Source organism: Lactobacillus ultunensis DSM 16047, from assembly GCF_001436305.1.
In the GTDB taxonomy this organism is placed as follows: domain Bacteria; phylum Bacillota; class Bacilli; order Lactobacillales; family Lactobacillaceae; genus Lactobacillus; species Lactobacillus ultunensis.
This window is the reverse complement of record NZ_AZFO01000026.1, coordinates 14,959-30,919: the sequence shown is the minus strand read 5'-3', so window position 1 is coordinate 30,919 and position 15,961 is coordinate 14,959. Positions and strand designations below refer to the sequence as shown.

Sequence of the window (15,961 nt, the reverse complement as noted above, 5' to 3'; positions counted from 1 at the left end):
TCCACTTTAGTGGGATTGTATCACAATGTACGCTTTTTTTGTGTCCTTAATCATGCTCTAGTTGACTATGATGATAACCATAAAGGAAGTAAATGATTGTTCCCAAAATTAACCAGATAATAGCCATTAGATAAACTTCTGAACTTAAATGACAAATCATGAAAATGCAGATTAATCCAGAAATAACAGGCAAATATGGATAACCAGGTACTTTAAAACCATCATTAACAATATCTGTTCTTTTTCTTAACTTGAGGATACCGAAGGAAACTAAGGTGAAGGCAAATAGGGTACCAAAGTTAACTAAGTTAGCTAATTGATCTACGGAGAAAAAGGCAGCGCCTAGGGCGATGATAATTGTGACGGCTACTAAAGAGTTTTGAGGTGATTTATGTTTGGAATCTAGTTTGCTAAAAGTTGTAGGCAAGAGACCATCACGAGCCATAGCATAGATTAATCTGGAACTAGAATAAATCATTGTTAACATCATAGTTGCCATGCCTAACATAGCTCCAAAGGAAAGTAATTCTGCGACCCAATCTTGATGAACATATTGAAGTGCAAAGGCGACCGGATTAGATACGTCAAGTTTTGTGTAATTAACCATTCCAGTTAAAACAATTGATACACCAAAATAAAGTAGAGCAGCGATTGCCAAGGTGCCGATAATACCCAGTGGCATGTTCTTTTTTGGATTTTTAACTTCAGCAGCTGAAGATGAAACAACATCAAAGCCTAAGAAAGCAAAGAAAACAGTAGTAGCACCTTTAATCACGCCTGGAAAATGGTAAGGCAGGAATGGGTGGTAGTTGCTAGGCTTAATAAACTGTACGCCAACAAAGATAAAGATCAGAATAATTGCAATTTTAATGAAAACAGCAACAACATTGATCTTAATTGAATTCTTCATTCCTCGCGAAAGTAAGATACTAATAACTAAAATAATTAAGACTGAGACTAAGTCAAAGTAAACTCCATGAGATAGATTCATTGGTCCTGAAATTGCTTTAGGAATTTTTAACCCAAATGGACTGATGAAGGAACTAAAATATGAGGACCAACCAGCTGCAACCGTGGCAACTGAAAGCATGTATTCAAGAATTAAAGCCCAGCCAATAATCCAACCAGTGAATTCGCCATAAACGATATTTCCGTATGAGTATGCACTACCAGCAACAGGAATAGCAGAAGCAAATTCCGCATAACACATTCCTGCTAAGGCACAAACTATTGCGGCTACCATAAATGAAAGACTTACTCCTGGGCCGGCAGAAGTAGCAGCTACCGTACCTGGAAGAATGAAAATACCTGTTCCGATTACTGCCCCTACGCCAAGCGATATTAAATCCAAAGCATTCATTGTCTTAGAAAATTTAATATCTTTTCCGAGATAATTTTGAATGCTTTGTTTTCTGAAAATATGAAATTTCATTGCAATCATCCCTTTTTATAAAGTATAAAGATAGATTAATTTTACATGATGTTTTTAATTTTTTGAAGAAGAAAAAAGTCCTGTTCCGAAGAACAGGACCTAATTTAATCGATCTTAAGCTTTAATTTTTTTCTGATACCATTTGAAAGATCCATAGATCATGATTAAGAGAAGTAGTAGGGCAATAATGAAAGAGTATTCTTCAAAAATTGTTACGATCATTTCCCATTTTTCTCCCATATATGATCCTAGAGATACTAAAACCGTATTCCAAATTAAACTACCTAGAGTGGTGTAGATAAGAAACTTGGAAAGCTTAACCTTAGCAGTACCGGCGGGAATAGAAATCAAGCTTCTGATAACAGGGATGCAACGACCATAAAAAATCGCACCTGTGCCATACTTGTTAAACCACGTGATTGCTTTTTGAACATCTCCTTTTTTGAAACCAAGCATCTTAAACATTCTGTGATCAAAAATCTTTTCAAGACGTTCTTCGTTTAATAAAGTACCAATCCAGTACAGAATAAGAGCTCCTAGAACTGCTCCAATAGTAGACGAAATTACTACCCACGGAACTGTCATCTGTGAGTGATGTGTGGCAAAACCGGCAAAAGAAAGAATAACTTCCGAAGGAATAGGAGGAAATATATTTTCAATTGCAATTAATAGACTGATGGCTAGATAGCCAAATTGGTTGATTAGATCAAAAACTATGTTAGTCATCGCTTTTCTCCTAAAGTTTTTCTTTAAATATAGCAAGTTTTGGTCTAGATAACTACTTCTTGTAAGCAAAGTTAATATCTTCTTAAAAAAGCTGTGTTAAACTATTAAATGCAAATTTTTATTGGGATGCGATTAGATGGCGACACAATTAATTGAAAATAAATTAAAGCTTTTGCCAGAAAAACCGGGCTGTTATTTGATGAAAGATATTAACGGAACGGTTATTTATGTGGGTAAATCTAAGAACTTAAAAAATAGGGTACGTTCCTATTTTAAAAGCAAACAGGTAGGTCGGCGTGCTGAATTAGTACGTGAAATCAGAGATTATGACATTATAACTGTTTCTACTGATAAAGAAGCTTTTTTGCTCGAAATCACTCTGATAAAAAAATACCAGCCATATTATAATGTTCAATTAAAACAAGGAACGGGTTATCCATATATTGAGATTACTCGGGAACATGACCCTCAAACACGATTAACTAGCATTGTACATAAAGATGGGGGCTATTATTTTGGTCCCTATCCTAATGTCTATGCTGCACAAGCAACTTTAAAGTTTATTCAAAAGGTATTTCCATTACGTCGTTGTCATGGCTATCAGGGAAGACCATGTCTTTATTATCATATGGGACAATGCTTGGGAGCTTGTTTTAAAAAGGTCCCTCAAAAAGAGTATGAGGAACAAATAAAGAAGATTAAAGGCTTTTTAAATGGTGATATTGGTTGGGTTAAACAAGATTTAACGCAGAAAATGGAAACAGCTTCGCAAAACTTGGAGTTTGAACGAGCTGCGGAAATTCGTGATCAATTGAAATATATTGAAGAAACTGTTGAAAAGCAAAAGATTATTTCCAATGATAATACGCAGCGAGATATTTTTAATTATTACGTTGACAAGTCATGGATCTCTATTCAGATTTTCTTCTTGCGTCAGGCAAAATTGTTGAGACGAGAGACAAGGATGTTTCCTTTAACCGATACAACTGATCCAGAAGATACCTTTACTTCTTTTATTGTGCAGTTCTATGGTCAAAGAAATAGGGTTTTACCTAAAGAAGTATTAATACCAGATGGCTTTGATAATGCTACTTTAGCTGAAGTATTAAAAGTTCCTGTAAGAACACCACAAAGAGGGCAAAAAAAGTCACTTTTAGATATGGCAAAAGACAATGCTAAACTGAAAATAGAAGATAAGTTTAGGTTGCTGGAATTAGGGAATCGAAAGACTAAAGGCGCACAAAAAGAAATTTTTGATGCGCTAGGTTTACCGTATGGTCATATTATTGAAAGTTTTGACCACTCTCACATTCAGGGAGCTGATCCAGTTTCAGCCTTGGTCGTTTTTAAAGATGGAGAACCTGATAAAACCTCTTATCGTAAATATAAGCTTAAGGGTGAAGTTGAACATCAAAATGGTGGAGATGAAGTTAGAAATACCCGAGAAGTAGTTAGAAGACGGTATGGTCGACTTCTGCGCGAGCATAAAAAAATGCCTGACTTGATCCTAATGGATGGGGGACAGATTCAGGTTGATGCTTGTGAAGATGTTTTACGCAATGAATTAAACTTAAATATTCCTGTTGCAGGGATGGTGAAAGATGACAAGCACCGCACTAATCACTTGCTTTTTGGTGATCCGATTAATGGCATTCCATTAAAATTGATTCCTTTAAATCCAAAATCAGAAGGTTTTTATTTGATGACTAGAATACAGGATGAAGTCCACCGTTTTGCTATCACTTTTCATAGAAGACGTCATGCTAAAAATGCTTTATCCAGTCGTCTCGATTCAATAAAAGGTATTGGTCCTAAGAGTCGTAATAAGCTTCTACGTAATTTTGGATCACTGAAAAAGATAAAAGAAGCATCAATTGATGAATTGCGTGCAGCAGGGTTAACTTTACCTCAAGCACAAACAGTAAAATTAACGCTCTAAAATATAGAAAACACGCAAGCAAATGCGTTTGTGTGGTATAGTATTAAAAGTTAGATTAGACGGAAGGAAGAGAAGAGCATGCCAACATTTGTTGATCAAACTAAAATTGAAGTACAAGCCGGAAAAGGCGGCGATGGCATGGTGGCTTTCCGCCATGAAAAATTTGTCCCTAATGGTGGACCAGCTGGTGGCGACGGCGGTCGCGGCGGCAGTATCATTTTTGTCGCTGACAGTGGTTTGCGTACATTAATGGATTTTCGTTATCGGCGCAAGTTTAAGGCTGATAACGGAGAAAACGGCAGAATTAAGTCACAATATGGACGAGCTGCTAAAGATCTTTATTTGAAGGTACCAGTTGGTACAACAGTTTATGATTTTAATACTGGCGAATTAATTGGTGACTTAGTTAAAAAAGGACAAGAATTAGTTGTAGCTAAAGGTGGCCGTGGTGGTCGTGGCAATATTCACTTTGCAACCAGTGTTAATACGGCTCCTGAAATTGCAGAAAATGGTGAACCAGGTGAAGATCGGGTTCTTCGGTTAGAATTAAAGCTTTTAGCCGATGTGGGCTTAGTTGGTTTTCCATCAGTTGGTAAGTCAACTTTGTTATCTGTAACCACAAAAGCTAAACCTAAGATAGCAGCTTACCAGTTTACGACTTTAACTCCTAATTTAGGGATGGTTATTTTACCCGATGGTCGTGATTTCTCGATGGCTGATCTTCCAGGATTAATTGAGGGTGCCAGCAAGGGTGTAGGACTTGGAATTCAGTTCTTACGACACGTTGAACGGACTAAGGTCATTTTGCATTTAGTTTCTATGGATCCTAATAATGGACGTGAAGCAATCGATGACTATCATACTATTAGAAAAGAACTGAAGAATTATGAAAATGACTTATCTAAAAAACGAGAGTTAATCATAGCTTCACAAATGGATATTCCAGGTGCAGAGGATAAATTAGCAGAATTTAAACAGGCTTTAAAAGTTGAAGGTAACGATGAACCTGTTTATGAAATCTCTAGTGTGACTCATCAAGGCGTTAATAAATTAATGAATGACACTGCAACTTTGGTCGAAAAAGTTGAACAAGAACGTGCTTCAGAAGAGCCTAAGGTCACTGAAAAGACGAAGCAATACGTCTACAAAGCACCACAAAGAAATGAATTTACAGTAGAAAAAGTTGGGGAACACGAATTCATCGTCAAGGGTGAAGAATTGGAGAAGTTGGTTCAAATGACTAACTTAGATCACCAGGATGGAATCATGCGTTTAGCTAGACGTCTTAAACGATTGGGCGTAGATGATGCCTTGCGTGATAAAGGCGCAGTTAATGGTGATGATGTCGCTATTGGCAAGTTTGTTTTCGAATTCGTACAATAAAAAGTAGAGATAGATTATGAGAAAAAATAGGTTTATTACAGGATATTCTGGACTTAGAGCATTAGCAGTTATCGGGGTAATTCTTTATCACCTTGATCCTAATTCATTTATGGGAGGGTATCTAGGAGTGCCGATTTTTTTAGTACTCTCAGGTTACCTGGTAACAGATCATATGCTTACGTCATATGATAAGACTGGTTATTACAATAATCGTCATTTCTATTTAAGTAGAATTAAGAAAATTTATCCGCAGCTATTATCAGTCTTATGGCTCAGTGCGGCCTATATTTTTGTCTTTCAGCGAAATTTATTAGTTAAGCTGAATCAAATTGTATTGGCTAACATCTTGAATGTATATAATTTTTGGCAAATACATAATGGTCAAAGCTATTTTGAACGTTTTGCATCTAATGAATCGCCGTTTACTAATCTTTGGACGATATCAATTGAAGGTCAATTTTATATTTTATGGCCAATTATTATCTACATTTTGGTGAAATTAGTTAGAAAAAAGAAGACTATTTTCTGGATATTAATGGGTCTTTCTATGGCTTCAGTGATTGCAATGGTTGCTTTGTACTTACTGAAAGCTAATATTAATCGTATTTATTACGGTAGTGATACTCGTTTCTTTTCATTAGGATTCGGTGCTGCATTAGCAGTCATCTGGCCAATTGAGGAACTTAATCCTAATGTTCGTAAAAAAGAGGCGTTCATCCTCGATGTAGTGGGATTGATATCATTTGTATTGCTTTTAGTAATGTTCTTCTCGAAAGCAATGGATCCACAACAAGCTTTCACTTATTGTAGAGGGATGTTCCTATTTACGCTTGATGTCTGCATTTTTGCTGGAGTAGTGGCGCATCCAGGTAGTCACTGGAATAGAATTATGACTAATAAGATCTTTGATTGGATCGGCTCAAGAAGCTATGGTATTTATCTTTACCAGTTTCCAATTATGATCTTCTTTGAGGACAAGTTTACTAATATAGGCGATCATCCGCTTCTTTATCATGTAATTGAAGTGGTTTTAATTTTGTTAGTTAGTGAGATCACTTATCGTTTAATTGAAAAGCCAATGAGTAAGATCACTTGGGATAAAACTAAACGTTACTTTGCTCGTATTTTTGATTTAGAAACCAAAGATTATGCTAGGAAAGGTCGGGCTGCTTTTGCGGCATTAATCTTTATTGTTGGTAGTGCTGCAATTGTTGTTTCTCCTCACGTTAAAGCGGAAGATTTCAATAAAACACAGTTAGCAGAACGTATCCATAAAAATGCAAAAAAGCAAAAGAAGGATAACGCTAAACTGATTAAAAAGTTGAAGAAGCAAAAAAAGAAGAAAGAAACTAAATCAAAAGTTATGCAAGAGGCTATTGCAAGTGCTAAAAAGCATCCTGTCAATAAGGAATATGTCAAGTACGGCATTTCTCAAGTTGACCTGCAGTTAGCTCATAAAATTCAACTTACGGCAATTGGTGATTCAGTCATGGCCGGTTCTAGTAATAATTTAAAGCAATTAATGCCCAAAGCTTTGATTGATGCCGCTGTCTCTCGTCAGTTGGTTGTTGCTTTTGGTCTATTGAGCAATTATAAGAAGCAAGGTGTTTTAGCTGATAACGTATTGCTCGGCTTAGGAACTAATGGGCCATTCACTATGGATGATATAAATCGAATTATGCATTTGGTTGGACCAAAGAGAATGGTTTTCTGGATTAACGTCCATGTTCCAACTAGAGATTGGCAAAATCCGGTTAATAATTTGCTAAGACAAGGTGCAAAACGGTATCATAATCTTATAATAATTGATTGGTATTCATATTCTAAGAATCATCCAAATTGGTTCTATGGCGATCATACTCACCCTAATATTAAGGGGTCAAAGTATTATAGTGCCTTTATTACCAAATCAATTGTTAAACATTCAAAATTTTAGTATAGAAATAGGATTTTCATGGAATTAGAATTTTTAGGCACCGGAGCAGGGCAACCATCTAAGCAGCGCAATGTTTCTTGTGTTGCATTAAAGCTATTGGATGAGCTAAATGAAATATGGCTATTTGATGTGGGAGAGGCAACTCAACATCAAATTTTGAGAACAAATATTAGACTCCGCAAGATTACCAAGATTTTTATTTCGCATAATCACGGGGATCATATTTTTGGTTTGCCAGGTTTATTGTCAACTCGTTCATTCCAAGGTGATGTAGGTCCTCTAACGATTTACGGTCCTGCAGGTATTGAACAATTTGTTAAGACTTCTTTGAAAGTATCAAGAACGAAAGTTTCATATCCAATCAAGTTTGTTGAATTATCTAAACCAGGTTTAATTTGTCAGGATAAAAGTTTTCGTGTTTATACTGATCGCTTGGATCACCGAATACCTAGTTTTGGTTTTCGAATAGTTGAAGATTCTCATCCTGGTGAATTATTAATTGATAAACTTGCAAAATATAATGTCCCGAATGGACCACTTCTTGGTAAACTAAAGCAGGGACAGCAAATTGTCTTGTCAGATGGTACTGTCTTAAATGGTAAAGACTTTTTGGGCCCTGAGAAACCAGGCCGGATTGTTACCATTATTTATGATACCCGTTCAACTCCAAGTATTGCTCGTTTGGCTAAGGATGCAGACGTATTGGTACATGAATCGACTTTTGCAGGGGATGAAGCCAAGATGGCACATAACTATTATCATTCTACTTCCGTTCAGGCGGCACAGATTGCTCGCCAAGAGAATGTTAAGAAGCTATGTCTAAATCATATTTCTGCTCGCTATATGGGTGCAAAAGCAAAGAAATTAGAGAATCAAGCTAAAAAAGTATTTCCTAATACTATTTTGGTTAATGATTTTGATCGGGTTAATATTCCAATGAAAGGTTCAGAAGAATGAAAGATTCATTAAGAAATAAAGTTGTTGTTATTACAGGAGCTTCAAGTGGTATAGGACGTTCAATTGCACTTGAAAGTGCAGGTCGTGGTGCTACTGTAATTTTAATTGCTAGAAGAAAAGAACGTCTTGATGAAATTGCCGCTGAAGCTAAGGAATTGTCTGGAGCAAAAGCATACGTTTTCCCAACAGATATGGGAAAGCCTGAAGATATTGAAAAAACTTTTGATGAAATTACTAAGCAAGTGAAGCATATTGACTTCTTAGTTAACTGTGCTGGTTTTGGCAAATTTGAAGAATTTGTTGAACAAAAAATGCAGGACATTATCAATATGTTCCAAGTCAATGTATTAGGTTTAATGTACTTTACCAGATTGATTGGCCGTGTAATGATGGAACAAAAGACTGGTCAAATAGTTAACTTTGGTTCTATTGCTGGTAAAGTGCCAACCACTAAATCAGCTGCTTACAGTGCATCTAAGGCTGCAGTCATTCAATTTTCAAACGTATTACGACTTGAATTAAAGCCATTTGGCGTGAAAGTTATGACCGTTAACCCTGGTCCGGTTTACACTAATTTCTTTAATGTAGCTGATAAGACCGGCAACTACGTCAAGAATGTTCAGGAATTTATGCTTGATCCAGATGATGTTGCTTGGCAAGTAGTTCACTTCTTTGGCAGCGACAAACGTGAACTTAATTTACCACTAAGCTTGGCAGTATTAGCAAAGCTTTATAATCTGTTCCCAACAATTGGCGATAAGCTTTCTTTGGAATTTGCTTCCAGAAAGTAGTTGTTTATGGAAAAACAAAGAAATTTAATTCTTGGTTCAATTTGCGCATTAATTGCTGTGATTTTTGTGATATTGAATACCTCACCAGTAGCTATTAATTTTGGCTTTTTTAAAGTTAAATTGCCATTGATCGTGGTCTTGGTTGTGATGGTCATTATTGGTATGGTAATTGAATGGCTATTTGGTCGTGATCATAAAGAGAATAAAAAGCCAGCAATTTTAAACAAAACTAAGAAGAAAACTGAATAAATCTTGATTTATTATTAATTGAATAGTATGATTGAATCACGTGAGTAATTCAGGGTGCGATAATCCTGAAGCTTAAGACTACAATAAAGGAGATCAAATTAAATGGCAGTTCCTGCAAGACATACTTCTAAACAAAAGAAACGTTCACGTCGTGGTCATATTAAGTTGAGTGTTCCAGCAATGCACTATGATGCAACTACTGGTGAATACCGCTTAAGCCACCGTGTATCACCTAAGGGTTATTACAAGGGTCGTCAAGTTGTTAAGAACAACGATAACGGCAATAACTAATTAAAGGACACCTGTAATGATGGTGTCTTTTTTTATGCCTCAGAAAAGGAAATTAGCAAATGAAATTAGTATTTTTACATTCTAGCGATACGCATGGTTTTTTATTGCCCACTGATTATCAAAATAAGACGGATTATAATGCACCGTTTAGTTTGAGCAGGGTCAGCTCTGTTATTAAGGCTGAAAAGAAAAAATACGGGGCTGATCACGTTGTTGTGACTGATGCGGGTGATTGCCTACAGGGGTCTCCTCTAGCTTCATATACGCATTCAACGGGCAATTATGATGATTTATATAAGTTTACCGAAGCATACAACGCAGTTGGCTACGATGCACGTTGTTTGGGAAATCACGATTTTAACTTTGGTCTTGATTATTTAAGCTTCTATGTTGATCATAATGACGCTCCGATAATTAATGACAATGTTTTGGATGCTAATACTGATGTACCATTCTTTGGGCGTGAATATACCATTGTTGAAAGAAACGGTCTGAAAATTGGTATTTTGGGTATTACAACTCAATATATTCCTCATTGGGAACCTAAGGAAAATGTTGCGGGTTTAAAATTTGTGTCTGCTTTTGACAGAATAAAGCATTATGCTAAGATATTACGTCCAAAGGTAGATGTTTTGGCAGTCATGTATCACGGTGGCTTTGAAAGTGATCCAGAAACAGGTAAAGCAACTGAACCTCATCGTGGTGAAAATGAAGGTTATAAAATTTTAACGGAAATTCCTGAAGTAGATGTTTTCTTAACTGGTCACCAACACCGTCGTTTGAATTTAGTAGCTAAAAATACAGCACTTGTTCAACCGGGATATCGTGGTGAAGCTGTAGCAGAAGTTGTTGTTGATATTGATGATCAGACTAAGAAGATTACCAATATGTCAACTAAGTTGATTGATACAAAGGATTATGATCCGGATCCTGCAGTAGTTGAAAAAGTTGCAGATCTTGATAAGAGAACACAAGCTTGGCTTGATCAACCAATTGCTTATTTGGATAAACCTGCTCGAATTGAAAATGCAATGAAGGGAAGAATTGAAGGTGCACCTTTCATTAATTTGATTCAACAAATGCAGCTATGGTTTACTAAGGCAGATGTTTCTGCCACAGCGGTTATGAGTGAAACAGCTAAAGGTTTTGATAAGACAGTTACTATGAGAGACGTTTTATTGAATTATCCTTATGCCAACCAACTTTGTCGGGTTAAATTAACGGGTAAACAATTGCGCCATATTATTGAACATAGTGCTGGTTTCTTAAAGAAAGACAAGGATGGCAAGATTAGTTTTATTGATCGTTGGATTAAACCTAAACTAATGCTCTATCATTTTGATGTCTTCTATCCAGTTGAATATGAAGCTGATCTTTCTAAGCCAGTAGGTGAACGTTTAACGAAGCTAACTTTGCATGGCAAGCCGATTGAGGATGATAAGATCTATCACTTGGCCGTTAACAATTATCGTGCAATGGGTGGCGGTTTTTACCCTGAATATAGCATGGACAAGATAGAAATGACGTTGGATAAAGATTATGTTCAAATGTTCAGCGAATATTTGACTCATGGCGATGTTCAAGTTGATACGAAGAAAAATTATAAGTTCTATTAAAAATAAAAAGACACGTGAGAATTATCACGTGTCTTTTTTGATCAAATAATAAATTTGGTTACTTTAAATTGCTGTATTTACTCTTATCTTTGTGTGAACGAGCAGTAATAGTTGCAATAATTGCTGAGAAAAGAATACCAAAGATAACGCCAACGATTAAGCAAGTCTTAACGTCGTTTGCATTAAATGAAGCACTTTGGGTTAAAGGACCAGCAATAAAGCCTACAACAAACATGTAGATTACGCTCCATACGATTGTGACGATATAACGACCCATATTGATTCCTTCTTTCGTGTAGAATTTTATCAAAAATAGAAGCTAATTTCAAACCAGATTAGTGCAATTTGTTATACTTAATTTAATAGCAATAAGTACTGAAAGGTGGTTAAACTATGCAACTAGCAGCACTTCAAAACCTGAGTTCATTTACGTTGCTTGATAGTCCAACTAAGATTGTTGATCTGCTTAAAACAGCTAAAGAAAAGGGCTATCAGGCTGTAGGACTAACTGATGTGAATGTTACTTATGGTTTGGTCAATTTTTATGAACTGGCTAAAAGAGCGGGAATTAAGCCACTTTTAGGGATGCAGGTAAGACTGAATGGTTTAATTGATAGTACGCAAAAATATGATCTGATTGTTTTTGCCAAAAACAATGCTGGTTATCATAACTTGTTGCGTTTATCTAGCGCGATCAATTTATTAACTGATAATGGTCAAAATGATAAGATTCTAACTTTGACTGAACTGACAAAGTATCTAGACGATCTATTGGTGATTGTGCCGGCTAATACTCATAGCGAATTGCTAAATCTATTTGAAACGAATCAACAGTTGGGAAGCGATTATATTCGTGATCTCAAGAAATTAACTTCGGAACTCTATTTGGGAGTTTATGCTTCTAACAGTAGTGAAAGTTATGTAGATTACGTTCATGCTCTGGCCAAACAATTTGAGTTGCCTTTAGTAGCCACAGAAGATTGCGAATATTTGCGGCCGCGGGATCAGTTTTTGCAAAAAACGCTGCGAGCTATTCGTAGTGGGCAAAAAATGCAGGATACAATACCATTAGCTAAACAGGATGGTTCGCATTTCTTAGCAAATGCTGAGGAAATGCTTGAGCGCTATCATCGTTTCAATTTGGATGATGCTGTTAATAACACTTGGAAGATTGCAGAAGAATGCAATGCAGAAGTGATTTTCCAAAAGCCAGTTTTACCTAAATATCACCAGGATAAATTTGCGACTTCAGAAGAATATTTGCATCATTTAGCCCAAACGGGATTGCAGGCTAGATTTGGCAAAGGAAAAGTTCCTGCAGAATATCAAAAAAGATTAAATTATGAATTACGTGTCATCAATCAAATGGGGTTTGATAATTATTTCTTGATTGTTTGGGATGTAATTAATTATTGCCACCGAGTAAAAATTACTACAGGCCCGGGACGTGGTTCTGCTTGTGGATCATTGGTTTCATATGCTCTTCGGATTACTGAAGTAGATCCATTAAAATATCATCTGCTTTTTGAACGTTTTCTTAATCCTGCTCGTCATGAGATGCCAGATATTGACTTGGATATCCCTGATATTCACCGTGATACGGTTATCAAATACATGTATCAAAAATATGGAATGGATCATGCAGCACAAATTTTGACATTTGGCACGCTTGCAGCCAAGCAAGCATTACGCGATGTTGGACGTGTTTTTGGTTTAACTATGGTTGAAGTTAATAAATGGGCACGTGCAATTCCATATTCTAAAGACAAGATGACTTTGAAGCGTGCATATGAAGAATCGCGTGAATTACGTTTGCTGGTAGATGCTACGCCTGAGAATAAGCTGCTTTTTAAAACCGCGATGGAACTAGAAGGTCTACCAAGACATTATTCAATTCATGCTGCTGGCTTGGTTATTAGCGATGACTCCATTGCTGGAATTTCAGGTTTGCAAGCAGGTCCATTAGGAATTCCTGTAACGCAGCAAACTAAGAAGTATGTTGAATCACTAGGTCTATTAAAGATTGACTTCTTAGGTTTACGAAATTTAACAGTTTTAGGGAATATATTGGATTTGGTTCGACAACAAGGAGTAAATATTGATCCTAATAAGATACCTTTAAATGATCAGGCAACTCTGAAATTGTTCCAGGAAGGCAAAACGGATGCGGTATTCCAATTTGAATCAGGAGGAATCCGACAGGTATTACGTAAGCTGCATCCAGATGACTTTGAAGATTTAGTTGCCGTTAATGCATTGTATCGACCGGGTCCAATGCAAAATATTGATACATTTATAGCTCGAAAAAATGGGCAAGAACCTGTTAAATATCCGGATCCAAGCTTGAAACAGATTTTACAGCCAACTTATGGGATTTTAGTTTATCAGGAACAAGTTATGCAGACAGCGCAAATTCTAGCAGGCTTTTCTTTAGGAGAAGCCGATATTTTGCGACGGGCCATGTCTAAGAAAAAACAGGATGTAATTGAACAAGAAAGAAGCAAGTTTATTACAGGTACTGTGAAGAAGGGCCACCCTAAAGAAGTCGCTGAGCGGGTATATCACTATATTGAGCAATTTGCTAATTATGGTTTTAATAGATCGCACGCGGTAGCTTATACTAAGATTGCTTTTTGGCTTGCTTATCTAAAAGTACATTATCCTGCAGCTTTTTATACTGCTATGCTTAATTCTTCAACTGCAGTTAAGGCACAAGGTTATATCATGCAGGCTCAGGAAGCTGATATTCATATTTTGGCTCCAGATATTAATCGTAGTCATTTAGATTATTCACTCGAAAATAATGATATTCTTGTTGGTTTGAAGGCTATTAAGGGACTAAGAGTAGATTTTGCTAAGGAAATTGCTGAAAATAAAAAGCAATATAAATCATTGAGTGATTTCTTGCGTAGAATTGATGCAAAGTTTTTACAAGTTGATGCAATTGAAGCTTTGATAATGGCTGGGGCGTTTGATCAAATTGAAGATAATCGTAATGAATTGTTGGCTAATTGCAAAGAAATTATTGCCAATGTTCAACTAACGGGACAAAATATTTCATTATCTGAGATTTTAGGGGATGCACCGCTCAAACCTGCTGAAAAGCCAACGAATGCAGAAAAGGCTGAAATGGAAGAAAAAGTATTAGGCTTTGCCACGACCACTACGCCCTTAGTTGCTGTGCAAAAATATGCTAAAAAGTTTGATGCTCGTGCTTTAAATCAGTTTCAAATTAATGAATCTGGTATTAGTGTTGGTAAATTGATGAAGTATAAGCAGATACGAACAAAGAATGGCAAAACTATGGCTTTTGCGACTTTTGCGGATTCATCAAGTCAGCAGGAAGTAATTATTTTCCCTGGAGTATATGAAAAATTTAGTGCGGCATTGAAGACAGGAGACATTTATCTGTTAGGTTTACGAACACAAGGGGACCGTTTTGATCAAAAAAAGATTCAGTATTTGTTAACCAATTTACGAAAAGTGAACTTTAAGGAATAAATATCATTTTGTAAATACTTGAGTGGTTCAAAGATGTAAGAGCTTCCATCTCTAAATAATGGAAGAAAGGTTAATTTATGCCAATTTTTGTGAGCTTTTTATCCTGAAAAATGTTAATATTTATTTGATGTGAGAAATTACACAAAATAATCATGATGAGGTGAATTCATGAAACGGATTGGTATTTTAACTAGTGGTGGAGACGCCCCTGGTATGAATGCAGCAATCAGAGCTGTCACAAAGACTGCCATTCATCATGGCCTTGAAGTCTTTGGAATTCGTTATGGTTTCGCTGGTTTGGTTGCGGGCGACTTTATCCCTCTTACAACGGAAAATGTCGACCACAAGATTAGTGAAGGCGGTACATTTTTGTACAGTGCTCGTTACCCTGAATTTGCACAAGAAGAAGTGCAACAAAAGGGTGTAGAGCAATTGAAGAAACATGGGATTGATGCTGTTATCGTTATTGGCGGTGACGGATCATACCATGGTGCTTTAGCCTTAACTCGTCACGGCGTAAACTCAGTCGGTTTACCAGGAACTATCGACAATGATATTCCTTATACTGACTATACAATTGGCTTTGATTCTGCTTGTCGTACTGCTATGGACGCAATTGATAAGATTCGTGACACAGCAAGCAGTCACCACCGTGTATTCGTTGTTAACGTAATGGGTCGTGAATGCGGTGATATTGCTATGCGTGTCGGTGTAGCAAGTGGAGCAGATGCAATTGTAATTCCTGAACGTCCATATGATATTAAGGAAATTGCAGAAACTCTTAAACGTGGATTTGCAGATGGCAAAGATCATGGTATCATTGTCTTAGCGGAAGGTGTTATGGCTGCCGATAAATTTAAGGATGAATTACTTAAATACGGTGACTTTGATGCCCGTGCTAATGTCCTTGCACATATGCAACGTGGTGGCTCACCAACTGTCACAGATAGAGTAAATGCTACTAAGATGGGTAACTATGCTGTTAAGTTACTTCTTAATGGTAAGGGCGGTTTAGCTGTCGGCATTAAGAATAGTGAACTTGAAACCCACGACATTCTTGATCTGTTTGACGGAAAGCACCATGGCGATTATGCGCTTATGGATGTAAATGAAGAAATGACTAAATATTAATTTAGTTGA

At 36.5% G+C, this 15,961-nt stretch carries 13 protein-coding genes; 10 read left to right on the top strand and 3 right to left on the bottom strand.

What is annotated here, in order from left to right:
* Positions 1-46: 46 nt before the first annotated feature.
* Entirely contained in the window at positions 47-1,432 is a 1,386-nt protein-coding gene (locus tag FC57_RS07875; RefSeq protein WP_040529381.1) for an APC family permease, read from the bottom strand.
* A gap of 114 nt (positions 1,433-1,546) precedes the next feature.
* Positions 1,547-2,158: a DedA family protein gene (locus FC57_RS07870; RefSeq protein WP_007125520.1), complete on the bottom strand. Its 612-nt coding sequence runs from the start codon at positions 2,156-2,158 to the stop codon at positions 1,547-1,549.
* Between the two features lie 136 nt (positions 2,159-2,294).
* Between FC57_RS07870 and uvrC the strand changes: the two genes are divergently transcribed.
* From uvrC to FC57_RS07830, 8 genes are all read left to right on the top strand, one after another.
* Positions 2,295-4,097 (top strand): excinuclease ABC subunit UvrC, encoded by a 1,803-nt coding sequence (gene uvrC / locus FC57_RS07865; protein WP_007125521.1) that lies wholly within the window; start codon positions 2,295-2,297, stop codon positions 4,095-4,097.
* A gap of 78 nt (positions 4,098-4,175) precedes the next feature.
* Positions 4,176-5,480 (top strand): GTPase ObgE, encoded by a 1,305-nt coding sequence (gene obgE, locus FC57_RS07860; protein WP_007125522.1) that lies wholly within the window; start codon positions 4,176-4,178, stop codon positions 5,478-5,480.
* A gap of 16 nt (positions 5,481-5,496) precedes the next feature.
* The gene (locus tag FC57_RS07855) at positions 5,497-7,416 is read left to right on the top strand and encodes an acyltransferase family protein (RefSeq protein WP_007125523.1); all 1,920 of its coding nucleotides are present in this window, start codon (positions 5,497-5,499) and stop codon (positions 7,414-7,416) included.
* 18 nt (positions 7,417-7,434) lie between these two features.
* Positions 7,435-8,373 carry a ribonuclease Z gene (gene rnz / locus FC57_RS07850; RefSeq protein ID WP_007125524.1) on the top strand — a complete coding sequence of 313 codons (939 nt, stop codon included), beginning with the start codon at positions 7,435-7,437 and terminating at the stop codon, positions 8,371-8,373.
* Positions 8,370-9,164, top strand: a complete 795-nt coding sequence (locus FC57_RS07845; RefSeq protein WP_007125525.1) for an SDR family NAD(P)-dependent oxidoreductase — start codon at positions 8,370-8,372, stop codon at positions 9,162-9,164. Before rnz ends, FC57_RS07845 begins: the two co-directional genes overlap by 4 nt.
* A 6-nt stretch (positions 9,165-9,170) precedes the next feature.
* Entirely contained in the window at positions 9,171-9,413 is a 243-nt protein-coding gene (locus FC57_RS07840; RefSeq protein WP_007125526.1) for a lipopolysaccharide assembly protein LapA domain-containing protein, read from the top strand.
* 102 nt (positions 9,414-9,515) lie between these two features.
* Positions 9,516-9,704, top strand: a complete 189-nt coding sequence (gene rpmF, locus FC57_RS07835; RefSeq protein WP_007125527.1) for a 50S ribosomal protein L32 — start codon at positions 9,516-9,518, stop codon at positions 9,702-9,704.
* Between the two features lie 59 nt (positions 9,705-9,763).
* Positions 9,764-11,320: a bifunctional metallophosphatase/5'-nucleotidase gene (locus FC57_RS07830; protein ID WP_007125528.1), complete on the top strand. Its 1,557-nt coding sequence runs from the start codon at positions 9,764-9,766 to the stop codon at positions 11,318-11,320.
* 58 nt (positions 11,321-11,378) lie between these two features.
* Here the strand turns inward: FC57_RS07830 and FC57_RS07825 are convergent, their stop codons facing one another.
* Positions 11,379-11,597 carry a YjzD family protein gene (locus FC57_RS07825; RefSeq protein WP_007125529.1) on the bottom strand — a complete coding sequence of 73 codons (219 nt, stop codon included), beginning with the start codon at positions 11,595-11,597 and terminating at the stop codon, positions 11,379-11,381.
* 116 nt (positions 11,598-11,713) lie between these two features.
* On the opposite strand from FC57_RS07825, the gene FC57_RS07820 reads away from it, so the two are divergent.
* Positions 11,714-14,821 carry a DNA polymerase III subunit alpha gene (locus FC57_RS07820; protein WP_007125530.1) on the top strand — a complete coding sequence of 1,036 codons (3,108 nt, stop codon included), beginning with the start codon at positions 11,714-11,716 and terminating at the stop codon, positions 14,819-14,821.
* 168 nt (positions 14,822-14,989) lie between these two features.
* On the top strand, positions 14,990-15,952 hold the full coding sequence (gene pfkA / locus FC57_RS07815) for a 6-phosphofructokinase (RefSeq protein WP_007125531.1): 963 nt from the start codon (positions 14,990-14,992) through the stop codon (positions 15,950-15,952).
* Positions 15,953-15,961 lie beyond the last annotated feature (9 nt).

Bases quoted from the DNA above. Each gene is read 5' to 3' on its own strand.
- FC57_RS07875 (WP_040529381.1), bottom strand. From the start codon at position 1,432: ATGAAATTTCATATTTTCAGAAAACAAAGCATTCAAAATTATCTCGGA.
- FC57_RS07870 (WP_007125520.1), bottom strand. From the start codon at position 2,158: ATGACTAACATAGTTTTTGATCTAATCAACCAATTTGGCTATCTAGCC.
- uvrC (WP_007125521.1), top strand. From the start codon at position 2,295: ATGGCGACACAATTAATTGAAAATAAATTAAAGCTTTTGCCAGAAAAA.
- obgE (WP_007125522.1), top strand. From the start codon at position 4,176: ATGCCAACATTTGTTGATCAAACTAAAATTGAAGTACAAGCCGGAAAA.
- FC57_RS07855 (WP_007125523.1), top strand. From the start codon at position 5,497: ATGAGAAAAAATAGGTTTATTACAGGATATTCTGGACTTAGAGCATTA.
- rnz (WP_007125524.1), top strand. From the start codon at position 7,435: ATGGAATTAGAATTTTTAGGCACCGGAGCAGGGCAACCATCTAAGCAG.
- FC57_RS07845 (WP_007125525.1), top strand. From the start codon at position 8,370: ATGAAAGATTCATTAAGAAATAAAGTTGTTGTTATTACAGGAGCTTCA.
- FC57_RS07840 (WP_007125526.1), top strand. From the start codon at position 9,171: ATGGAAAAACAAAGAAATTTAATTCTTGGTTCAATTTGCGCATTAATT.
- rpmF (WP_007125527.1), top strand. From the start codon at position 9,516: ATGGCAGTTCCTGCAAGACATACTTCTAAACAAAAGAAACGTTCACGT.
- FC57_RS07830 (WP_007125528.1), top strand. From the start codon at position 9,764: ATGAAATTAGTATTTTTACATTCTAGCGATACGCATGGTTTTTTATTG.
- FC57_RS07825 (WP_007125529.1), bottom strand. From the start codon at position 11,597: ATGGGTCGTTATATCGTCACAATCGTATGGAGCGTAATCTACATGTTT.
- FC57_RS07820 (WP_007125530.1), top strand. From the start codon at position 11,714: ATGCAACTAGCAGCACTTCAAAACCTGAGTTCATTTACGTTGCTTGAT.
- pfkA (WP_007125531.1), top strand. From the start codon at position 14,990: ATGAAACGGATTGGTATTTTAACTAGTGGTGGAGACGCCCCTGGTATG.